This window comes from Thermaerobacter composti (assembly GCF_033582035.1).
GTDB classification, from domain to species: Bacteria; Bacillota; Sulfobacillia; order Thermaerobacterales; family Thermaerobacteraceae; genus Thermaerobacter; species Thermaerobacter composti.
Genome location: NZ_CP132508.1, coordinates 2,137,561 through 2,158,794 on the forward strand (window position 1 = coordinate 2,137,561; position 21,234 = coordinate 2,158,794).

Annotated in this window: 17 protein-coding genes; 14 read left to right on the forward strand and 3 right to left on the reverse strand. The window is 66.2% G+C overall.

The features are described from left to right. Positions 1-401 precede the first annotated feature (401 nt). From serS to Q5761_RS08665, 3 genes are all read left to right on the forward strand, one after another. Positions 402-1,682: a serine--tRNA ligase gene (gene serS / locus Q5761_RS08655; RefSeq protein WP_318750276.1), complete on the forward strand. Its 1,281-nt coding sequence runs from the start codon at positions 402-404 to the stop codon at positions 1,680-1,682. Positions 1,683-2,929: 1,247 nt separating this feature from the next. After that, positions 2,930-3,766: a hypothetical protein gene (locus Q5761_RS08660; protein ID WP_318750277.1), complete on the forward strand. Its 837-nt coding sequence runs from the start codon at positions 2,930-2,932 to the stop codon at positions 3,764-3,766. Between the two features lie 66 nt (positions 3,767-3,832). Next, positions 3,833-4,318 carry an NUDIX hydrolase gene (locus tag Q5761_RS08665; RefSeq protein ID WP_318750278.1) on the forward strand — a complete coding sequence of 162 codons (486 nt, stop codon included), beginning with the start codon at positions 3,833-3,835 and terminating at the stop codon, positions 4,316-4,318. A gap of 164 nt (positions 4,319-4,482) precedes the next feature. Here the strand turns inward: Q5761_RS08665 and Q5761_RS08670 are convergent, their stop codons facing one another. After that, positions 4,483-4,683, reverse strand: coding sequence for a hypothetical protein (locus Q5761_RS08670; protein WP_318750279.1), 201 nt, complete (start codon positions 4,681-4,683; stop codon positions 4,483-4,485). Positions 4,684-4,939: 256 nt separating this feature from the next. Here Q5761_RS08670 and fadH point away from each other — a divergent pair, with 256 nt between their 5' ends. The 10 genes from fadH (at position 4,940) to Q5761_RS08720 (ending at position 16,868) form a co-directional block, all read left to right on the forward strand. Beyond that, entirely contained in the window at positions 4,940-5,737 is a 798-nt protein-coding gene (gene fadH, locus Q5761_RS08675; protein WP_318750280.1) for a 2,4-dienoyl-CoA reductase, read from the forward strand. 82 nt (positions 5,738-5,819) lie between these two features. Beyond that, the gene (locus tag Q5761_RS08680) at positions 5,820-6,572 is read left to right on the forward strand and encodes a (Fe-S)-binding protein (RefSeq protein WP_318750281.1); all 753 of its coding nucleotides are present in this window, start codon (positions 5,820-5,822) and stop codon (positions 6,570-6,572) included. A 428-nt stretch (positions 6,573-7,000) separates the two neighbouring features. Next, entirely contained in the window at positions 7,001-10,054 is a 3,054-nt protein-coding gene (locus Q5761_RS08685; RefSeq protein ID WP_318750282.1) for a LutB/LldF family L-lactate oxidation iron-sulfur protein, read from the forward strand. 32 nt (positions 10,055-10,086) lie between these two features. Continuing rightward, the gene (locus Q5761_RS08690) at positions 10,087-11,367 is read left to right on the forward strand and encodes an MFS transporter (RefSeq protein WP_318750283.1); all 1,281 of its coding nucleotides are present in this window, start codon (positions 10,087-10,089) and stop codon (positions 11,365-11,367) included. 546 nt (positions 11,368-11,913) lie between these two features. After that, the gene (locus Q5761_RS08695; RefSeq protein WP_318750284.1) at positions 11,914-13,065 is read left to right on the forward strand and encodes an IS110 family transposase; all 1,152 of its coding nucleotides are present in this window, start codon (positions 11,914-11,916) and stop codon (positions 13,063-13,065) included. 169 nt (positions 13,066-13,234) lie between these two features. Next, positions 13,235-13,705, forward strand: a complete 471-nt coding sequence (locus Q5761_RS08700) for a transposase (RefSeq protein WP_318750285.1) — start codon at positions 13,235-13,237, stop codon at positions 13,703-13,705. 132 nt (positions 13,706-13,837) lie between these two features. Further along, positions 13,838-15,067: an MFS transporter gene (locus Q5761_RS08705; RefSeq protein WP_318750286.1), complete on the forward strand. Its 1,230-nt coding sequence runs from the start codon at positions 13,838-13,840 to the stop codon at positions 15,065-15,067. 119 nt (positions 15,068-15,186) lie between these two features. Then, positions 15,187-15,648: a MaoC family dehydratase N-terminal domain-containing protein gene (locus Q5761_RS08710; RefSeq protein WP_318750287.1), complete on the forward strand. Its 462-nt coding sequence runs from the start codon at positions 15,187-15,189 to the stop codon at positions 15,646-15,648. Next, positions 15,632-16,036 carry a MaoC family dehydratase gene (locus Q5761_RS08715; protein ID WP_318751635.1) on the forward strand — a complete coding sequence of 135 codons (405 nt, stop codon included), beginning with the start codon at positions 15,632-15,634 and terminating at the stop codon, positions 16,034-16,036. The genes Q5761_RS08710 and Q5761_RS08715 overlap by 17 nt, the downstream gene beginning before the upstream one ends. 199 nt (positions 16,037-16,235) lie before the next feature. After that, positions 16,236-16,868 carry a hypothetical protein gene (locus Q5761_RS08720; RefSeq protein ID WP_318750288.1) on the forward strand — a complete coding sequence of 211 codons (633 nt, stop codon included), beginning with the start codon at positions 16,236-16,238 and terminating at the stop codon, positions 16,866-16,868. A 25-nt stretch (positions 16,869-16,893) separates the two neighbouring features. Here the strand turns inward: Q5761_RS08720 and Q5761_RS08725 are convergent. Together Q5761_RS08725 and Q5761_RS08730 are read right to left on the reverse strand one after the other, a co-directional pair. Further along, positions 16,894-18,089, reverse strand: a protein-coding gene (locus tag Q5761_RS08725) for an IS3 family transposase (protein ID WP_318750289.1) whose coding sequence is annotated in 2 segments (ribosomal slippage) — positions 16,894-17,798 and positions 17,798-18,089 — 1,197 coding nt in all. Because the reading frame shifts where the segments join, the coding sequence is not laid out codon by codon here. 210 nt (positions 18,090-18,299) lie between these two features. Continuing rightward, on the reverse strand, positions 18,300-19,760 hold the full coding sequence (locus Q5761_RS08730) for an ISLre2 family transposase (protein ID WP_318750290.1): 1,461 nt from the start codon (positions 19,758-19,760) through the stop codon (positions 18,300-18,302). A gap of 194 nt (positions 19,761-19,954) precedes the next feature. On the opposite strand from Q5761_RS08730, the gene Q5761_RS08735 reads away from it, so the two are divergent. Next, complete coding sequence (locus Q5761_RS08735; RefSeq protein WP_318750291.1) at positions 19,955-21,193, forward strand: IS256 family transposase; 1,239 nt, start codon at positions 19,955-19,957, stop codon at positions 21,191-21,193. Positions 21,194-21,234: the final 41 nt, after the last annotated feature.

The following is a 21,234-nucleotide window of genomic DNA, read 5'->3' on the forward strand; positions in this document are numbered from 1 at the left end:
CCGGCCCCCCTTCTTCTTGGTTCCTATTGTTAGAGCCCTCGGTCCGTTGACCCGCTTGCTGGATCCGTGATAGCGTCGTGACAGACAACGGGGTCTCGCCATCTCCGATTTCCGAAGGCGATGAACGGGAAGAGTACCCGGGAAGCGCGCCTCCCAGCGAGCCGGGACGGTGGAAGCCGGTAGGCCGCGCCTGGGGAATCCGCCCGGGAGCTCGCCGCCGAGCCACGGGTACAGTTCGCGCGCCGTCGCGTGCACAGGCCTGGTGGGAAGGCGGCCGGCTGCCGCCCGATACGCGGCACGAGCGGGCGCCGTCACGGCGCCAAGTCCGGTGGCACCGCGGGACGACTCCCGCCCGGAAGGGCGGGAGTCTCTTTTTTGCAGTGCCGCAGGGGGAGACGATCGTGATCGATCCGGAACTGCTTCGCAAGGATCCCGAGCGCATTCGCGAAGCGGCCCGACTCAAGGGCTTCGACCCCGAAACGGTAGACCTGGCGGTCACCCTGGACCGGCGCCGGCGCGAGCTCCTCGCCGTCGTCGAGCGCCTGCGGGCGGAGCGCAATGCCCTATCCAAGAGGATCGGTAGCCTGCCCCCGGAGGAGCGTCACGCGGCCCTCACCCGCGCGACCGTGCTCAAGGAGCGGTTGGCACAGCTGGAACCCGAGCTGCGGGACGTCCAGACCCGGCTCCAGCACCTCCTGCTGTGCCTGCCCAACCCGCCTGCGCCCTCGTCCCCGGTAGGTTCATCCGACGAAGACAACGTCGAGGTCCGCCGGTGGGGCCAGCCGCCCTCGTTTCCCTTCCCGCCACGCGACCACATGGAACTCGGGCAGCTGCTGGGGATCATCGAGACGGAGCGGGCGGTGAAAATGGCGGGTTCCCGCGCCTATTTCCTGAAGAACGAGGGGGCCCTCCTCGAATGGGCCGTCCTCCGGTTCGCCGTCGACCTGTTGCTTCGGCGGGGCTATACGTTGCTGGCACCACCGGTGCTGGTCCGGGACGAGGCCATGACGGCCACGGGGTACTTCCCGCTGGGACGCGAGGAGGTGTACCGGCTCGAGCGGGACGAGCTGAACCTGGTCGGCACCGCCGAAGTCCCGCTGGTGGCTTACCACATGGATGAGACCCTCGAGGAGAACGAGTTGCCCCGGCGCTACTGCGCACTCTCCCCGTGCTTTCGACGCGAGGTCGGCAGCGCGGGCCGCGACGTCCACGGCCTTTACCGGGTCCACCAGTTCTTCAAAGTGGAGCAGGTGATCATCTGCGAGGCCGATCCCGACGCCTCCCGCCGCTACCACGAGGAACTCCTGAAGAACGCCGAGGACATCCTGCAGGCCCTCGAACTACCCTACCGGGTCGTGCAAGTCTGTACGGGCGAGATGGGACAGGGACAGGTCTTGAAACACGACATCGAGACCTGGATGCCCAGCCGCGGCCGGTACGGAGAAACCCATTCGTGTTCCAGCTTCCACGACTTCCAGGCGCGCCGCGCTCGCATCCGCTACCGGGACAGGAACGGGCGGGTCCGGTACGCCTACACCCTGAACAATACCGCCGTCGCCTCGCCCCGGATCCTGATCCCGCTCCTGGAGATCCACCAGCGGGAAGACGGCAGCGTCCGCATCCCGGAGGCACTCCGGCCCTACATGGGCGGCTTGGAGGCGCTGGCCCCCCGGATTGCGTAAGTGTCACGGCAGCGCAACGGCAGCCGAGGGCAGTCCCGGGGGAGGGCGGCAGGCGGCAACGCCGCGACAGGGAATCTCTTGCAGAGAGGCCCAGCGCCCCGCCCGGCGCCCGTCTCCCCCAACGGAAGGCATCCGCAGGCGCCGGTGGGCTGCCGGTGGGTCCGGACCGGTGACCCGCCGCCGACGGAGAGGAGCACGTAAGTCCACGGAACACCCTACTGGAAGGGCCACCCTGGTCGCCGAGGTTACCGCCGAGACATCGCCCTCGAGGTGCACCTTCTGCCGTGATCCTGCTCACCGGGCGCCGGCCGCTTTTGGTAAAACGGGCAACTGGCTTCCCTTTTGCGCCAGGGCCGCCAGGTCGTGGTGCTCGATTCGGAGGACGGCTTTCACCTCGCCCCGTGGAATGACCGGCTGCCTCCCCGGGGGTTCAGCATGTTAGAGGAGGGCTAACAGTGCCTCCACTCGGTTTCATCATCATGGTTTGTGGCCTGATGTACTCATACTACCGGCGCGAGCAGCCTGAACGGCTCTTGTTTCTCTCGTTGATTGGGTGGTATCTACTCGGAGGTTTCTCTTTCAATAGGCTACCCGTAGGAGCCTTGATAGGTATTATAATGATCAGGATGCGTGTCAATCGCGTCAACCATCAATCGAAGCTTATAGCATTTCTGACTGGATTCATGATTTATGTGTTAAAGCTTGCTTCTCAAGAACTGTGATTGGCCATGGGTGGCTACTGACAACGCAACTGTTTTTCCACCTGAGCGATTCGCAACGATCCTCTGGCTAGTGCCGTCACCCAAGGCATTAATGGTCACATTCCCAGCCATAGCAGTCCCTCCGCAGTGCTGCGCAGCATCGTGGCTCCGCCCGGGATGAACCTCACGCCACCATCGGGATCCTGGAGACTGTACACGAAGTCTCGCACCGCAGGCAGCATCGCGTCCGTCTGCTTCGGGGCAAAGAACTTCAATACTTCTACCGCCTTATAAGTTGAAGACACACCGGGGACGCGCTGGTCCCTCGGGTTGCGTAAGTGTCACGGCAGCGCAACGGCAGCCGAGGGGCAGTCCCCGGGGGAGGGCGGCAGGCGGCGGCGCCGCGGCAGGGAATCTCTTGCAGAGACGCCCAGCGCCCCGCCCGGCACCCACCACCCCCAACGGAAGGCATCCGCAGGCGCCGGTGGGCCGGCTGGTGGGTCCGGACCGGTGACCCGCCGCGGCGGGAGAGGAGTACGCCAATCCATGGACCACACGACGGGCAGGCCAACCCTGGTCGCCGAGGTTACCGCCGAGACCATCGCCCTCGAGGTGCACTGGGGCCGGGAGGTTTACTTCCTGGAGGTCTCGGACGGTGCCGTGCGCTACCGGGAGACCACGCGCTGGGACCGCAATGCTTCCTACATCGAGAACCTGCTGGACCTGGACAAGCTGGTCGGGGATCTCCGGAGAAAGTACCCGTCCCTGGGACGCCGGTCCGTTCTGGCCGAGCTGGAGTTCGACAACCACCAGTTGACCGTCAGGCGCTGCACCGAGGGGACCACACCGCGCCCGGCCCCCTGGACCCTGGAAGAACGGTGGCCCCGGGGAGCGGCATGGTATGCGAAGTGGAGCGAGACGCGGTTCGTGTGGGGTGCCTTCGACTGCGAGGGCGTCGTGGCCTGCGTCGATGATTGGCATGGCCACCCGGACGAACCGGCCACCGGCGGGCGGGACCCCCATCGGAGCGGCCATCCCGCCGTGATCCTGCTCACCGGGCGCCGGCCCCTGTGGGAGAACGGGCGACTGGCTGCCCTGCTGCGTCAGGGCCAGCCGGTCGTGGTGCTCGATACGGAGGACGGCTTCCATCTCGCCCCGCGGCATGACCGGCTGCCTCCCCCGGGGGTCCCCAGGGACCGCTTCGGCTACATGTCCGTCGCCTGGCTTCCGGCCCAGGCGCTGGTGGGCCGGACCGTGCGGGTCATCGCCGACGGGCAACAGGGTATCCTCCTCGTACGTCGCCCTGAGCGTCCAGCCCATGCCCCCGCGAAACCTGGTGGGACCCACGATAAGACCCACGATCACGGTAAGACCCACGATTAGGAAGACGCCCTGGGGACCGCGCCCCACCCGACCGTTGCCGGGAACGCCGGTGACCGGGCCCGTCCGGTGCAGGACCGACGGCGCACCGACCTGCTGCCGGCCAGCCGCCACCGGGTCACCCTGACTCCCGTGCCGAAAGACTTCATACCCCCCTTCGAGCAGGTCACCAGCGTGGGGGTCATCGCTTTCACCCGGGAGGGAAAGGTCGCGGTCACGCTGCAATCCCGGGGCTTTGACATCCCCGGCGGCCACGTTCAGCGGGGTGACCGCAGCCTGGAGGAAACGGCCCGGCGGGAAGCCCTGGAGGAAGCCAGGGTGACCCTGGGCAAGGTGGAGTACCTGGGCGCCCTTCGCTCGAACTACTACTCCGAGCCGACCTACATCGTGCTGATGGCGGCCATGGTGGAACAGGTCCTGCCCTTCGCACCGTCACCGGATCACCGGCTGCGGCTGTTTCTGACCCCCGAGCAGTTCGCGTCGGTGTACTCGGCGGGGGACCGGGAGCGGATGCAGGCGGCCGTACGACAGGCCTGGGCCTTGTTCTTCCCATAAGCTCCTGTCCATATGGTTATCCTTCCCAGACTATGGGGCCGCGCCATCGTCTCTGGCGGCCGAATCGACAGACAAGTCAGCCGGCACCGGCAAGGGGGCCGGCCCGGGCGCTGCGGCCGGGGCGCCGCAGCCGCGCCGCCCGCTCACCCGGCTAGCGCGGAGGACTAGCGCAGGGGAATGGAAACGGTCCAGGGACCCTCCACCACCGTTGTCGGGTTCGTCAGCCGCACAACCAGCACTCCACCCCGGGGAAGCGGGCGTGGAAAGTCGAGCCATACTTCCACCAGCCGGTTCTGGCCATCGTACGTCCCGCCGATGGCGTTCGCTGCGAAGCCGCCGTCCAGGCTCTCACCATCCTCGCCCACCTCCTCGCCGCCCTTCCCACCGGCACCATCCCCCGTCGGTAGAACGAGCCCCTGTACGCTGACCGTCCGGAGGGTCGCACGTCCCGATCCGGACCCAGGTCAAGGCCCAGGCGGATGAGGTGCCTCCCCCGTAAGGGCCCCTTACCCTCTACTACGCCCGTGGGCGACGGGATCTTGCGGCCCGGCGCCCAGCAGGCATCCGGCCTCCCGAAAGGGAATGTCTGTTAAGAACCTGCGTCAGGGGAGGGGAACCGGCGTGCTGCCGCCAGGCACGCTACAGGACCGCGTTGCCATCATCACCGGAGGAGGAACCGGCCTCGGCAAGGCCATGGCGCTGGAGTTCACCCGTCTGGGGGCGCGGGTGGTGCTGGCCAGCCGCAAGGCGGAGAACCTGGAGAAGGCCGCTGCCGAGATCGCGGAGTGGGGCGGCGAGGCCCTGACCGTCCCCACCGACGTCCGCGACCCCGAGCAGGTCGACCGGATGGTCCAGGCCGCCCTGGACCGCTTTGGCCGGATCGACATCCTGGTCAACAACGCCGCCGGCAACTTCGTCTGCCCCGCCGAGGAGCTCTCCGTCAACGGCTGGAACGCCGTCGTCAACATCGTGCTGCACGGAACCTTCTACTGCACCCGGGCCGTCGCCCGGCACTGGATCGCCCAGGGCCGGGGCGGCAACATCTTGAACATCATCGCCACCTACGCCTGGACGGGCGGGCCCGGTACCGTCCACTCGGCGGCGGCCAAGGCCGGCGTCCTGGCCATGACCCGCACGCTGGCGGTGGAGTGGGCAGCCAAGGGCATCCGGGTGAATTGCATCGCCCCCGGGCCGGTGGACGGTACGGGCGCCGCGCCCCAGCTCTGGCCCACCGAGGAGGCCCGGCAGGCGGTGATCCGGTCGGTCCCCCTGGGCCGCATGGGGCGGCCGGAGGAGATCGCCCACGCGGCGGCCTACCTGGTGTCCGACTACGCCGGGTTCATCACCGGCGAGGTGCTGACCATCGACGGCGGGCAGTGGCTGGGGCGGGGCGTGTTCAAGGGAAGTCCCCGCTCGTAAAGCGGGGCCTCATGAAGGGAGGTCTCATCAAGAGGGCAAGGCCAGCGGGCGGAGTCAAGGTAAGAGGGAGGTAGCCCCCCTGGTGCGCGTCGCGCTCTTCATCACGTGCCTGTGCGACCTGTTCTTCCCTGAGGTCGGCGAGAGCACCGTCCGCCTGCTACGCCGGTTACAGGTCGAGGTCACCTTCCCCGCCGGGCAGACCTGCTGCGGGCAGCCGGGCTACAACACGGGCTACACGGCCGAGGCCCGGGATGTCGCCCGCAACCTGATCGAGGTCTTCGAGCGGGAGGCGCCCGGTCTGCCGGTGGTCACGCCGTCGGGCTCCTGCGCGGCCATGATCCGGCACCACTACGCGCGCCTGTTTGCCGGCGATTCGGAGTGGGCCGCCCGGGCCGCGGCCTTCGCCGAGCGGGTCTATGAGCTGTCGGAGTTCATCGTCCACGTCCTGGGCCGGACGGACCTCGGCGCTCGTTACCCCGCCGTCGCCACCTTCCACCGGTCCTGCCACATGGCCCGCGGGCTGGGCCTGGTGGAGGAACCCCTGGCGCTCCTGCGGGCGGTGGAGGGACTGGAGCTGGTGGACCTGCCCCACCCCGGCGAGTGCTGCGGCTTCGGCGGCACCTTCGCCGTGAAGATGGCGGAGCTGTCGACGGCCATGGTCGACGCCAAGGTCCAGGCCATCGAGGAGACGGGGGCGCAGCTGCTGGTGGGCTGCGACGTGGGGTGCCTCATGCACATCGGCGGGCGGCTACGGCGCCTCGGCCGGCCGGTGCGGGTGCTGCACCTGGCCCAGCTCCTGGACGAGGCGACGAGGCCGGCCCGGCGGACGGCGTAGGGGAAGCCAGCGTGGCCCGGGGGCCCGGGCCCGGTATCGCCCCTGCCCGGCGATGCCGGCTGCAGGTGGAGGGCCTGCCGCCGCCACGGGACCGTTGGGCGGTAGCCCGTATACCATCGTGGTTCGGCAGGGTGAGCACCGCGGTGTGACTGTCGCGGCGTGACTGCCACGGAAACAGCCGGTGGTGACGGGCGCCGGCTATCGTGGGGCCCGGCGGCCGGGCCGGAGCAACCTGGGGCGACGCCAGGCGGTCGGGGGCTTCCTCGGTGCAGCCCCAGGGTCCCAACCCCAGGGTCCCCGCAACGGTCCCGCGGCCGCGGGTTCGCTGGCCTTGGCCCTGGCCCGCTTCCGCCGGGTTCGTCCGCCAGGTTCACCCTTGACCGGCGTACCGCAACGCAACAGTGACGCACCGAGGGGAGGAACCGGCCATGCACAGCGCACCATTCGATCACCATCAGGCGGGAACGGCGCCGACTCGCAGCATGGCTGGCAGCCTCGGAAACACGCCCGGCAGTTCCGGCGGCCCGGCCGGCGCCACCCCAAGCCCCGCCCACGGCCCCAGCCATGGCCCCGCCCTGAGCAGCACCACGCAACCCGCCAGCCTCTCCCACCGTCCCCCCGCCGAGCCCTTCCGCCAGCGAGCCGCCGCGGCCCTGCGAGACGACTTCCTCCGCGTCGCCGTCCCCCGCGCCACCTACCGCCAGCACTACGGCCGCCAAGAGGCCCTGGCCCAGCTGGGCGATCCCCTCAAGTGGCGGGAGCGGGCCCGCAGCATTCGCGCCCGCACCATCGCCCAGATCGACCGGTACCTGGACCAGGCCGTCGCCGCGGTCAAGGCCCGGGGCGGCCACGTCCACCGGGCGGCGACGGCGGGCGAGGCGGTAGAGGCGATCCTGGGCATCATCCACCGGGCCGGCGCCCGCCGAGTCGTCAAGTCGAAATCGATGGTGACGGAAGAGATCCACCTGAACCCCCACCTGGAGGCGGCGGGCATCGAGGTGGTGGAGACCGACCTGGGGGAGTACATCATCCAGCTGGCCGGTCACCGGCCCTCCCATATCGTGGCGCCGGCCGTGCACCTGTCCCAGCACCAGATCCGGGAGATCTTCAGCCGCGAGGCGGGCCGCCCCCTCCCCGACGACGCCGTCGCCCTGGCCGCCTTCGCCCGCCAGCAGCTGCGCCAGAAGTTCCTCCGCGCCGGCGTGGGCATCTCGGGGGTCAACTTCCTGGTGGCCGAGTCGGGCACCGTGGTGCTGGTGACCAACGAGGGCAACGGACGCATGGTCACCTCCCTGCCGCGGGTGCATATCGCCGTCATGGGCATGGAGCGGGTCGTGCCCACCTGGGCGGACCTGGCCGTGCTCCTGGAGGTCCTGGCCCGCAGCGCCACGGGCCAGAAGATCACCGTCTACACCACCTTCGTGGGCGGGCCGCGGCGCCCGGGCGAGGCCGACGGGCCGGAGGAGTTCCACCTGGTCATCGTCGACAACGGGCGGTCGAACCTGCTGGGGACGCGGTTCCAGGAGGCCCTGCACTGCATCCGCTGCGGGGCGTGCCTAAACGCCTGCCCCGTGTACCGGCAGATCGGGGGCCATCCCTACGGGGGCGTCTACAGCGGGCCCATCGGCGCCGTCATCACCCCGCTGCTGGGCGGCCTGGACGGCTGGGACGACCTCCCCTACGCCTCCAGCCTCTGCGGCGCGTGCTACGAGGCCTGTCCGGTGATGATCCCCCTGCACGATCTTCTGGTCGACCTGCGGGAAGAGGTGGTGAACCGCCGGCGGCCGGCCAGGGAAGCCGCCTATGGGGACGCCGGTCCCCGAGCCCGGCCCTCTGGTGCGGCCGGGCGGAAAGCGGCGACCGCCGCAGGAGGCGAGGCAGGCGCGTCCGGCCCCGAGGCCGGTGGTGGGGAGCGGGAGGCCGCCGTGTGGACAGGTGCAACGCGGGAAGCTTCAGGCGGTGAGGGCTTGCATGGGCTCCGCCACCGCGCCGAAGCCTGGGCGTTCCGGCTGTGGCGCTGGGCCTTTACGGACCCGCGGCGCTATCGCCTAGTGGCCCGGCTCGCGGCCTGGCTGCAGGTGCCCTGGCTGGTTCAGGACGAACCGGCCGGAGCCGCGGCCGGTGCCGCGCAGGGCGTTGCGGCACCGGGCACCAACGCACCGGCCACCACCGAAGCCGGTACGACCGCATCGGGTACCACCGCACCCGGCACCGCCGTGCCGGGCGTCACCGAGGCCGCAGACCGGACAGGCGGGTGGCCTCAGGGGGCCGGCACCCCGCCGGCCGTTACCACCTCGGGGGCGCCCGCCGGGGACGTAACCACGACCGGCGGCGATGCGGCTTTCAGCGGCAGGGTCGCAGGTGCCGCTCCTGACGACGCGGTCGCGGGCGCGGCCGGTGGGGCTTACGGTACCGGCTCGCCGGTGGAACCGGTCGAGCTGATGGCCGGGGCCGTCCTCCGCGGCGGGCCGGGCCCCCTGGGTGCCTGGACGGCCTCCCGCGACTTCCCGGCCGTGGCCTCCCGCCCCTTCCACGCCCGCTGGGCGGAGCTAGCCCGCGAGACGGAGCCCGCCGTGACCAGGACCGGGGAACCGGGAGCCGGGAGCGCCGCCGACCGTTCCGCCGCCTCGGCTTCCATCGAGGAAGGGGTCAACCCCGGCGGTGCTGCCGGACGGCAATTCGCGAGGCCGACCGTCCCGGCTTCCCCCGGGGCGGCCCCGTTGGCCGGATCCCGGCCCCAGGAGACAGGCAAGCGTACGGCGGCGGCAGGGCCCGCGTTAGACCCCTTTCCCGTGGTGGCCTCCGGTCCCACCGCCGGCTTGCCCCGGGCCGACCACCCGGGTCCGGACCCGGCGACCTGGCCCGAACGCTTCGGCCGGGAGCTGGAGGCTGTGCACGGCACCTGGACCCGGGTACACGGCAGCACGCCGGAGGCCACCGCGTCCGCTTGCGCCGCCGCCTGCGCCGAGTACGCCCGGGCCCACGGCCTGCGCCGGGTCGTCGCTTGGGATCCCGCCGCTCCGGACCTGCCGGAAGGGGCCGGTCCCGTCCTGGAGGCCGTACTCCACGCCCTTGAGGAGGCGGGGTGCCAGGTCACCCGCTGGCGAGGAGACCGGCAGCGGCAGGCCCCCTCGAGCCTGCGTCAGGCGGCCGCCACCGCCGACCTGGGCATCGTCGCCGCCCACTTTGCCGTGGCCGCCAGCGGCACCGCGGCGGTGGTGCACGGGCCGGGCCGGGGCCGGGCGGTCAGCCTGCTCCCGGAGCACCTGGTGATCCTGGTCCCGGGTACCGTGCTGGTGCCCACCTTGGCCGAGGCCATCGTCGGCCTCAGCGGTCGGTACGGGGTCGCCGACCCCACCACCGCGCCGCAGAACGTCACCTTCATCACTGGTCCCAGCAAGTCGTCGGACATCGAGCTGCACCCGGTGGTGGGGGTCCACGGGCCGCGACACGTCCACGCCGTGATCTACGGAACGCAATGATCTCTTGTGCATGACGGTAAGGATGACGAAAGTTGTACCGGGAGTTGTTGACGAATAAAGCCTTCTTGCTATTGTTTTTGGGCCGCTTGATCACCAATGCTGGCGACAGCGTCTACCTGGTGGCGACGCTGTGGTACCTGAGCCAGTCTGATGCTTCGGGTGTGGTGGCCGGACTGGCGGGATTTCTGATCACGGTGCCACAAGTGTTTCAATTCCTCTTCGGGCCCTTTGTCGACCGTCTCCAGGTGAAGCCCGTTGTCGTCGGAGCGCAGATCGTGCAAGGCGTGTTCGTCACGTTCTTGTTGATCCTTGTCACGAAGAACGCGCCCGCCTTGCTCGTGTTGCCCGTGGTATTCGGCATTCATCTTGTCGCCACGGCCGCCAAGCCCGCCTATGGCAAGTGGATGCGCATCATCGTCCCCGACCGGCTGATGGTCCATGCCAGCTCCATCATGGGATTTGCCAATGAAACGGCCGACGTGGTGTTCAACTCCATGTCGGGCGTCATCATCGCCACCGTCGGCGTGGCCGGTTCCCTGTGGTTCGACGTATCAACTTTTGCCGTTGCAATGGTATTGTTTGGGCTGATTGGCGTCTCCCAAATGGCCAGGGAGTCTGCTTTAGGGAAACTCTCTTTCAAAGCCTTTTGGGGAGACCTGGTCCAAGGCGTTGGTTTTGTATCCGGCACGCTGGTCGGCAAGATTGCCCTCACGGCCGTCCTGGCGAACGGGCTGAACGGCATGCTCTTGCCGATACTGCCACACATCGGGGAAGCGCTGGGGGGCCCGGAGTACTACGGATTCCTGGTGGCCGCTCAAAGCGCGGGCATCCTGGCCGGAACACTTGTTGCACCACTTCTCACCGGGGTTAATGTGGGGATTCTCGTGATTGGATGCATGGTCACCAGCACCATTGCATGGGTTGGGTCCGTGGTTGCAGCGTTTATTTTCGGGTCTCCCGACGTATCGGTATCGATGTTTGGAGTTGCGTGGCTGCCGGTTGGAATCATGAATGTGGTGGTCTCCTCGGCGGTGATGGTGATCACACCTCCTCATTTCGTGGGAAGGGTGGGGTCCACAGTACAAAGCATCAGCACGATGGTGATGCCTGTCGGAGCGTTGATAGGTGGTGTGCTGGCCGGGTTTTCGAGCGTCGGCACGGTGTTTGGATTGACATGTTTGACACCGTTGAGCATTGCGTTGCTGTGGGTAGCCATTCGCGATTTGCGTGGCATGCCTGCAGCAAGTAAACTGACTCCGTTGCCTCTTGCGGAGGGAGCCGATAAAGGTCGTGAACAGCTTGCCGAAACATAGTCAGGCGGGTCGAGCGTAACGTTGTGCTCCGGGAAGTGGGCCCGAATGCTGTGACCGGCGCGAACTGGAGACCGCAGGGTCGACCGAAGGGCGGTCAGGTGCCGTCTCTGTCGATCCCTGGCTCTCCGGCGGATCCACCGTTCCGGTGCTTCGATCCCGCCGTGGTTCTGGTGCAGACGGGGAGGCGGGTCCATGCCGGTCCTTTGCCCCTTCACGGCGTCCCGGCGACGTCCAGCGTTTGGCGGCTAGAGTCCCACATAGTGGTGTGTGCATGATTGAGGTCAAGCCCCCGGCGCAGGAATCGGTACCTTCAAGGGATAACCTTGTGCCGATTCCGTGGGCGGAGGCGGCAGCGGAGCGCAGGCAGGAGGGTGCGCCGCCATTTTACATGGGCAACCAAGCCCGCGGTGGTGTGTGGAGTGGCCCCCTCCTGCGCACCGCCCACATGGGCCTGGGCGTGTGTGCCCGTGAGCCCGGACAAGTGTATGCGTGCACGCTGTCCCATTTCGCCGCCCCTGCGCTCGATGGCCTGAGGAGGGAAGGTCGATGCCACGGTATTGGGGGCTTGACTTGCACGCCCAGTACGTGCACGTCTGCGAGTGGCGACCTGAAACCCAAAAAGAGAAGCATTCCCGGTTCCCCAACACCCCGGACGGATGGGCGCGTTTCCTCCAAAGGCTCAGCCCCGACGACCGGGTGGCCCTTGAGGTCACCGGGAATGCGTTCGAAGTGTACGATTGGCTTTCGCCGCATGTCGCCCAGGTCCTCCTGGCCAACCCGGTCGAGTTACGGCGGCTCGGGTCGGGCCGCCACACCGACCGCGTCGATGCAGCCCGGCTGGCCAAGATGCTCGCGATGGGCACGTTGCCCACGGTCTGGGTGCCACCGCAACCCGTGCGCGAGTTGCGGCGGTTGCTACGGTACCGTGAACGCCTCCTCAACGTCGCCACGCGATGGCGAAATCAGATCCGTGCCGTGCTGCGTCGGTATGGTGAACAGCCACCGCGGGGCGTCGACCTCGGTGCGTTTCTGACGGCGGAGCGTTTGGGCGCCTTCGCAAGCGGCGATCGGGCCATCGTGGTCAGCGCCCTTCGGCAACTGCAGTGCACGCAGGAGGAGTGCACCGCCATCGAAGCCGAGATTGCCGAACACCTGGCCCGGACACCCGAAGCGCAAGTCCTGCTCACCATGACGGGGGTGGGGCCCATCACGGCCGCCGCCATCTGGGCCGCCCTGGGCGATCCCCGCCGGTTTCGGACCCCCAAGCAGGTCGCTCGCTATGCCGGCCTCGATCCATCGGTCTACCAATCCGGCGGGACCTACTTCCACGGCAAGATCAGTAAGAACGGCAATCCCCTCCTGCGCACGTACTTGATCGAAGCGGCCCACATTCTTGCACGATTCGATAACGGGCCCCTCGGTCAGTTCTATCACCGGAAGCGCCGGCAGCTCGGCCATAAGCGGGCCGTCGTCGCCTTGGCGCGGAAGCTCCTGATCGTCGCGTGGCGGATGCTCCTGACCGGGGAGTCCTACCGGTATCAGCGCCCCAAAACCGTGCAGAACAAGATGTCCCAGCTTCGGGGGCTCCGACGTCATCAACGGAATTGGGAGGATGTGATGGTCACCGTCCTGGCAAAGCCCCAAGAACGGGCCCGACAGTCTAGAATGAAAGGATACCGAACAGAGGTTCCGGCTTGACCTCAATCACAAGTGTAAAAGTTCGGGGCTGGACCGGCCTACTGTACTGGTGAACCTTGACAGACGAGGTCACCGGCCGCTTCCTTCGGGTTGGACAAGACCGCATGAAGCCGGATCACCGCGCGCTGCACGAGGGGTTCGAAGCCTTTGCCCAGCGTGGGTGGACAAGATGCGGAACGTTCTGCACAAGGTGCCGGAGGAGGCGCGGCCCGTGCTCAAGCCCTACCTGGAGGCGATCCGGGACGCACCGGATATCGAGCAGGGCCGGCGGCTGGTGGCCGAGGTGGTGGAGCGGTTCGGGCGGGAGTATCCCTCGGCCATGCAGAGCCTGCAGGAGGACCTGGAAGCGAGCCTGGCGCACCTGCGGCTACCCGCCGCCCACCGCAAGCATGTCCGGACCACCAACCTGGTGGAGCGCAGCTTCGAGGAGGAGCGGCGGCGCGCCAAGGTGATCCCGCGGTTTCGGAGCGAGCGGGAGTGCCTGAAGCTGGTCTTCGCCGTGCTGTGGCGGGCGAGTGAGCGCTGGCGGCGGGTGCAGTTCAGCGAGCACGAACGAAAGCAGCTGGAGCGCTACATCGAGGAGCGGCAACGGCAAAGAGCGGCGCAGAAAGAGGTTTCACCCGCTGCCACCGTGGCATGACCCAGACCGCTTTTACAGACAGTTCGGGACTTGACCTCCACCCGCGTTGCTCTTACCATTCATTAACGTCTGCGGTGTTTCATGGGTGTCACCCCTGAACCGTACAGTCCAGGCACGCGGAGGCAGTCCCCAATGCTGCTACCATCATCGCTCACACCGGTACAGCTTGCCAGCTTGCGTGTAATCTGGATCGGTCTTGTCCTCTCCGCCGTATCCGACCAAGTTTACCTCTTGGCTTTCCCGTGGCTCGCCTATGATCTAACCGGTTCCGCTGCGGCTTTGGGTATCATTCGGGCGCTCGAACAACTTCCTCCTGTTCTCTTAGGCATCATCATTGGAGTGTTAGTCGATAGATTCGAAATGCGCCGGGTACTTGTGGTGTCTGGCATCCTATCAGCGTTTCTTATGGTTCTTCCTGCCGTTGCGCATGCTGTTGGTTCCCTGGCAATATGGCAGCTGTACATTCTATCCTTTCTGCTTGCGTTTCTCTACTTTGTCGAAGTAACTACTTGGCGTGCTTTCATAACCACTCTAGTACCACGATCGGCTCTTGCGGATGCAAATGCCACATGGAGCTTAATTGGCAACGCTAGTAGTCTGCTAGGCCCAATCTGCGGCGGTGCCCTGATCGCTTGGATTGGCGCCACCAATAGCCTGTGGCTGACTGCTGTTTCTTATGTGATTGTTGCGCTACTCATCCTGCTAATCCGCATCCCCTCGCCAACTTCACCCAAAGGAGCGGAACCGGCGTCTGACAAGGTCGAACTCCTTAAGGGATTTCTGCACCTGACAGGCCAGCCACTTCTGCGCACCAGCGTTGGTCTACTGCTCGTTGTTAGGTTGGTCATGGGCTTAGTCAATGCACTTCAACTCTTTTACCTGCGAAACGAATTCACCCTCGATTCAAAGACCACGGGCCTTATTATGAGCGTTGGCGGGTTCGGATCTATCATGACCAACCTATTTATCTACAGACTGGTGCAACCTCTACCACGCGGAAAAGTGAGTCTTGTATCCATGGCTGTACTGGGCACCGCGCTAGCAGGTTTAGCCGTTACACAACAGTGGTGGCAATATGCGGTTCTATATGCGACTATAACAGGTGCCGTTTTGATCCTCAACATAAACCTCCTTACCACTATTCAAGAGTTTACTCCGCATCACTTACTTGGTCGGGTCATTGCGGCCACAGATATGGCGAGTGGAGTAGCGCTCGTTGCATCTTCTGGCCTCGCAGGGATGCTAGCAAATGGCACGGGTGCCAGGGCGCTGTTTTTGGTAGGAGGTGCGATGAGTCTTTTAGTGGCTTTCGTCAGCTGGACTACGCCCCTATCACGATTGACCTCAACCGCTGGGGAGTGAAGACATATCCGCGAATGGGTTATCCATAAACGGCCGCCGTGCAGGTATGAGGGTGCGTGAAGCCGTTATGTTGCCCGTGGTAGATGTAACAGGCGTATTGGAGGGGGGGAGGGCGAGCAATGCGAACAGATCGACGGCTTATCGGCGCGGAATCAGAAGACAGGATGTTCGTGGTGCGCGGGGAGTGTATCCGCAGATTCGCGCGGGCAGTTGGTGATCGTACCCCTGAACACGTGAAAGGTGAGACTGCACCTCCGACGTTTGCCACAGTCTTGCGTGTCGACGTGCCCGATATTTGTCTGGACGGGGCGTTGCTACTCCACGGTGCGGAAGAGTATTTATACGAGCGGCCTATTCGTCACAACGACCGTCTATGGTGCCGAAGCCGTATTGTGGATATCAGGCCACACAGGGGGCGGCTGGGTCCCGCCACGATGTTAGTGACGGAACACGTAGGTTGCGACGATCTCGGACATCGGGTGTTTACGTCGAGGAGCACTATACTCATATCCCAATATGTCGAGGGGAGTTCACTGGATGTGGGAAGTCAGGCCAGACGTGGAGATGCCCGAACTTGTTAAGCCGCCTATTACGCGCTTGCAAATACTAAGGTTTGCCGCCGTCACCGGAGATACGAATCCCGTTCATGTCAATGATTTTGTAGCCCGCCGGGCCGGGTTTGATGGAGTAATTGCGCATGGTATGTTGAGTATGAGTTTTCTGGGTGAGTATTTAACCAGAGTCGCAGGCGCTGGGAATGTGCGGCGGTTCAAAGCCCGATTTCGGCAGCCCGTAAGGCCGGGGGATGTCATAACTTGCAAGGGGCGAGTAAAGGCGGTTGCGCCTTGCGGCCCGATGACGCTAGCAGTGGTTGAGGTGTGGGCAGAAAACCAGAAAGGTCAGCGCGTGACCACCGGTGTTGGCGAAGTGCTGGTGCCCGATTTGGTGACGGACTGGCGAGATAGCTAGCCAATGGCCTGGACGGGCCGCTCAGTGGTGCGATGAAGGAGTTAGCTACGTGAAGGTTGGGCGCATAGCAAACGGTGTGGTGCGGCGCCTTGCGTTCCGAGTCCGGCGTAGGTGGGTTGTGCCGGTAGGCAGGGTAACGCCTATTGGGAGAGTCATGGGTTAGGCCTGGGTGGTTCAGGCGGTGGGGAGGGGTGGTGTCGTGGAGTTTGTCCCTACGGTTCATTTGAACTGTATTCGGCATTGTATGTGGGATGTGTTGAGACAGCATGGCAGAGCTGATGTGTGTCACGTGCTAGTGCAGCCACTTGGATTCAATGTTGAGGTGGAGTTGACGAGTCGGGATTGGTTGTTGTCTGGTTTCGAGAGAACAATGGCTACAGAGCCACGGCTTAATCGTGGAGTACGTGCATGGTGGGAAGAAGCGGATGGGGAGAGGATCAGACATATCGTCGAAGAAGATCGCCGCGAGGGGTATTACACGATTTTTGCTACCGAATGGTCGCTTGTTCCGTATAGTCCGCATTATGAAAAGAAATTCGGGGCAATTCATACTGCGGTAATTTATGAGTGGCGCGGCGATATGATACTAGTCATGGATAAAATGAACGACGGGCAACTGCGTCACCTTTTTGACAAGAATATGCGGGCGTGGGTTCCTGTGGATATGTTTACCGCCGCCTTTTCGGAACGGTTGAAGGTTCTTCGGTATCGGTTTGACAAGCCACGTAAATCATGGGTAAGTGAGGTATTCGACATTTTGCGGCTAAGCGTCGCAAACATGACGCGATCGGCGGGGCGGTTTGATCCGTTGGCGCCGGTGAGTTGGAGTTGACCCGGTTTCGTGGACAGGTTGAGGCTTACGCGACAACCCCTTCCTGCAGCTGAACCTTTCGCTCCTGCTTCCAACGCTCCTCGTACTCGTAGGGCGAGAGGTACCCGAGGGCGGAGTGACGTCGACGCCGGTTGTAAAACCCTTCGACGTACTCGAAGATCGCTATGCGCAATTGATCGCGGCTCGCCCAGGTTTGCCGGTCGAGCAGTTCCGTCTGCAGCGTCGCGTAGAAACTCTCGGCCACGGCGTTGTCCAGTGCATCGCCCACGGAACCCATCGATCCGGCGATGCCCAAGGCCTCCAAGCGGCGCGTGAAGGCGAGCGAGGTGTACTGTGCACCGTGGTCCGAGTGGTGGATCAACCCGGGCCCCGGCCGGCGACGCCGCACTGCCATGGTGACGGCATCGACTACCAACTCCGCCACAGGCCGGTCCCCCATGGCCCAGCCCACCACGGCGCGGGAAAAGGCGTCCACCACCGTGGCCAGGTACAGCCAGCCCTCTTCGGTGCGGTGCTGCGTGAGGTCCGCCACCCACACCCGGTTCGGCGCATCCGGCACAAACTCCCGATGCAGTCGATCGGGGTAGACCGGGCGGCGGGGGTCCCGGCGTGTGATCCCCCGGGTCCGGTGCCGGTGCACGCCAGCCAACCCCATGGCCCGCATCAGCCGGGCCACCCGCTTCCGGCCGCAACGGACCCCATACGCCAGCCGTAGCTCTGCGTGGATGCGGGGCGCTCCGTACGTACCCCGGCTGCCGGCATGGATGAGCCGGATCCGCTGACCCAAGGCCGCGTCCTCCAGGAACCGCTTCGAAACACCGCGCTGTCGCCACGCGTAGTAGCCGCTCGTGGAGACGCCCAGGACACGGCACAGCGTGGCCACGGGGTGATGGACCTTCTCCTGTTCGACGAACCGAAACACCATCACCGGTTCCGTCGGCTCTCCTGGGCAAAAAAGGCCGCGGCTTTTTTTAGGATTTCACGCTCCTCCCGCAGGATCCGGTTCTCCCGCCGCAGCCGGTTCAGTTCCTCCCGTTCGGCCGTGGTCAACCCGGGGCGCTGCCCCGCATCGATCTCGGCTTGGCGGACCCACTTCCGCAGGCTGGCTTCCGAGACGCCGAGGTCGGCGGCAATCTGCTGGAGCTTCTTCCCGCTCTCCCGGACGAGGCGGACGGCTTCGGCCCGAAACTCGGAAGGGTACGGCGGCTTGGTAGCCGGCATGGGGATCACCCTTTCCGGGGCTTATGCCCCAAGTATCGGGGTGTCCACGAAACCGGGGCAAGTCCAATCAGTTTTTGCAGTGGGAGGCGGCAACGCCTACTACGTGAGGTCTATCACGTAATATCACAAGAAGGGAAGTACCCTCAAAAGGTGTGTAAATGGCGACTGCATCAAGCTTCGGTAGGTGGATCCCCCCGACCCATGTTCCGGTCACGCCACAGAAAGGCCGGCCAGATGCCGCAGCGCCTTCACCCACTCGCGGTCCGCATGGGGTCCGTAGAGCGCCGGGATCCGCACCCGCAGCCACTGGGCGACATCCTCCACGTCGCTCCGGCTCAGGCGCTGCCCGAACAGCCGGCCTTGCGGGGTCGGGGCCACCGGTGGCGCCTGGCGGCGCTGCCAGACCGGACGCGCGTAGCGATCGAGCTCCCCGTTCGCTCGAGCCGCCAACAGCCGGGCCAGGTGCCGAGCCCCTCGCTCGCTCCACGCGGCCCCGCGCCGCTTCATTCGCCGGGCCAGCACGTGGTAGTTCTCCGCCTCGATCGCACCGAGCCGCCGCGCGTTCGCGTCGGCCACGATGCCGTCCCAGTGGTTCTTCAAGTACTGCTTCAGTTCTTGGACGCGGTCGCGCGCTTCACCCCGCGCCCGCCGGCGAGCCGCATCCAGGATCGTCTCCACCTCGCGCCACGGCTTCCCCTCGGCCAGGGCCGCCGCCAGCTGCCGGTGGGCTTCCGCGTCGTGCTGCAGTCCCCGCCGCATGGCCCGTTTCAGGTGGAACGGATCGAGGCGATACGAAGCCTGCGGGAGGTACTCAAGGGCCTTGCGGATCCACGGCGCCCCGTCCCCACCCACCGTGCACTGTTCCACCCGGGCCCAGTCCCACTCCGCCGCAAAGGCCGCCAGCGCCTCCTCGATGGACGCCGTCCCTTCGCCCACGGCCACGTGCACCCGCCGGTTCTTCAGCACCGTCCGCCCCCGCGCGTCCGTCGCCTTGCCCTCATACGCCAGCGCATGCATCAGCGCAATCCGCTCTTTCTGCCCATCCGGCCCGCGCCGCCGGCCCCGCACCAACAGCTCGTCAAACTCCAAGTCGACGGCGGCCGCCGGCCGGCTCCCGGGCGGGATCTCGCCCCGCTCAAACACCGCCTCCCGCTGCACCTTCGCCGCTTCGTCCGCTCGGGCCCCGGCCGCCTGCACATCCGCCCACAAGGCCATGGCGCTCAGCCGCACGGCCCCGCAGCTCACCCGCTCCAGCCAGTCCGCTGCCGCCGCAAACGGCACTTGGGTGCACAGCTGAATCCCGAACTCCTGCACCAGCGGCGAGTATCGCTGCCGCGGCGCCAGCCCGAGCACTTCATCCAGCAAGAACCGCCGTGCGCCGCTCGGCCGCTCCTGGTAATACCGTCGTTCCCACTGGATCTCACCCACCCACGTGATCAGGCTCCGCGGTTGCTGATTGACGCACTTCAGTTGCCGCCGGTCCCGCTGCTCCATCAGCTGCCGGTCCAGCGCCTCCAAAGCCGTGACCAACAGTTGCCGCGCGGCCTCCTGCGCCCCTCGGACCACGGCCACCTCCAGCGCTCGAAAGTCCGGAGCCTCCCACAGGGCCTTTTCCACAACCCGAGCAAGCTGCAGGGTGATCTCCCCGATGCGGCGAATCACGTCCTTCATGGAGAGGCCTCACCTCCATCCTTGGCCAGAAGGATCGGCTGTCCCGTTTGGGACAACCTGGTGAGGTCTCTCCTTCGCTTTTCCCCCACCAGCACCTACCGAAACTTTAGACAGTCGTAAATGGCGAAGGCGGTGTACCCTCCTCTTGGTGAACAACGAGGGCTTGGAAGCCCGGAGGGAGGAGAGCCACCGCCATGCACCAGCGGACCACGTCGGGGAACCTGACGTCAAGCCCCACCTGGGAAGGACTGCACGAGTGGCTGCGGAACGCGATCCAGGCGCTGATCCAGGAGGCGCTGGAGGCCGAGGTGACCGAGCTTTTGGGCCGGGTCCGCTACCAGCGGCGTGCCGCCGTCGATGCACCGGCCGGGTACCGGAACGGGTACGGCAAGCCGCGGAAGCTGACCACCCCCATGGGCACCCTGACCCTGCGGCGTCCCCGGGTGCGGGGCCTCGAGGAGCGGTTCGAGAGCCGGATTCTGCCTCGGTTCGTTCGGCGCACGAAGGAGGTCTCGGAGCTGTTGCCGGAGCTGGACCTGCACGGGCTGGCCGAGGGGGACTTCGACCTGGCCCTGCGGGGGCTGCTCGGTGAAGAGGCGCCGCTTTCCGCCCGGACGGTGGCGCGCCTGAAGGAGCGGTGGCAGGCGGAGTGGGAGGCCTGGCGGACGCGGCGGCTGGATGAGCTGCAGGTGGTCTACCTGTGGGTGGACGGAGTGTACGTGAAGGCGGGGTTGGAGCGGGAGCGGGCGGCCCTGCTCGTGGCCGTGGCGGGCCTGGTGGACGGCCGGAAGGAGGTGGTGGCGGTTGTGCCGGGCTACCGGGAGTCGGTGGCGAGCTGGTCGGAGGTGCTGCGGGACCTGCGGGACCGAGGGATGAACGCGCCGCGGCTGGTGATCGGGGACGGGCACCTAGGGATCTGGGGCGCGCTGCGCAACGTCTGGCCGGAGGCGGAGGAGCAGCGCTGCTGGAACCACAAGGTGCTCAACGTGCTGGAGCAGCTGCCGCGCCGGCAGCAGGCCGTGGCCAAGCCCATGCTCCGGGCCATCGCCTACGCCCCGACCCGGGCGGAGGCGGAACGGAAGCGCAAGGCGTTCGAGGCCTGGTGTCACCGGCACGGCGACGGGAAGGCGGCGGAGACGCTGGGGCGGGACTGGGAGCGCATGGTGACGTTTTACCGGTACCCCAAGGAGCACTGGCGCCACCTGCGGACCACAAACGTGGTGGAATCCCCCTTCGCCGCGCTGCGGCTGCGTACGGACGCGGCCAAGCGGTTCAAGAAGGTGGAGCGGGCCACGGCGGTGATCTGGAAGATGCTCATGGTGGCCCAGAGGCGCTTCCGGCGGCTAAGCGCCCCGGAGTTGCTGGCCAAGGTCTACGCCGGGGCGCGGTACGAAGACGGCATCGAGGTCGCGGAGAAGGGGGTCGCCGCCTGAGCGCATTTACACACCTATTGACGGAAGCTCCAAGAAGGAGG

Coding starts and splice junctions, on each gene's coding strand:
- Q5761_RS08660 (WP_318750277.1), top strand. CDS start 2,930: ATGGACCACACGACGGGCAGGCCAACCCTGGTCGCCGAGGTTACCGCC.
- Q5761_RS08685 (WP_318750282.1), top strand. CDS start 7,001: ATGCACAGCGCACCATTCGATCACCATCAGGCGGGAACGGCGCCGACT.
- Q5761_RS08695 (WP_318750284.1), top strand. CDS start 11,914: ATGCCACGGTATTGGGGGCTTGACTTGCACGCCCAGTACGTGCACGTC.
- Q5761_RS08700 (WP_318750285.1), top strand. CDS start 13,235: ATGCGGAACGTTCTGCACAAGGTGCCGGAGGAGGCGCGGCCCGTGCTC.
- Q5761_RS08705 (WP_318750286.1), top strand. CDS start 13,838: ATGCTGCTACCATCATCGCTCACACCGGTACAGCTTGCCAGCTTGCGT.
- Q5761_RS08710 (WP_318750287.1), top strand. CDS start 15,187: ATGCGAACAGATCGACGGCTTATCGGCGCGGAATCAGAAGACAGGATG.
- Q5761_RS08715 (WP_318751635.1), top strand. CDS start 15,632: ATGCCCGAACTTGTTAAGCCGCCTATTACGCGCTTGCAAATACTAAGG.
- Q5761_RS08730 (WP_318750290.1), bottom strand. CDS start 19,760: ATGAAGGACGTGATTCGCCGCATCGGGGAGATCACCCTGCAGCTTGCT.
- Q5761_RS08735 (WP_318750291.1), top strand. CDS start 19,955: ATGCACCAGCGGACCACGTCGGGGAACCTGACGTCAAGCCCCACCTGG.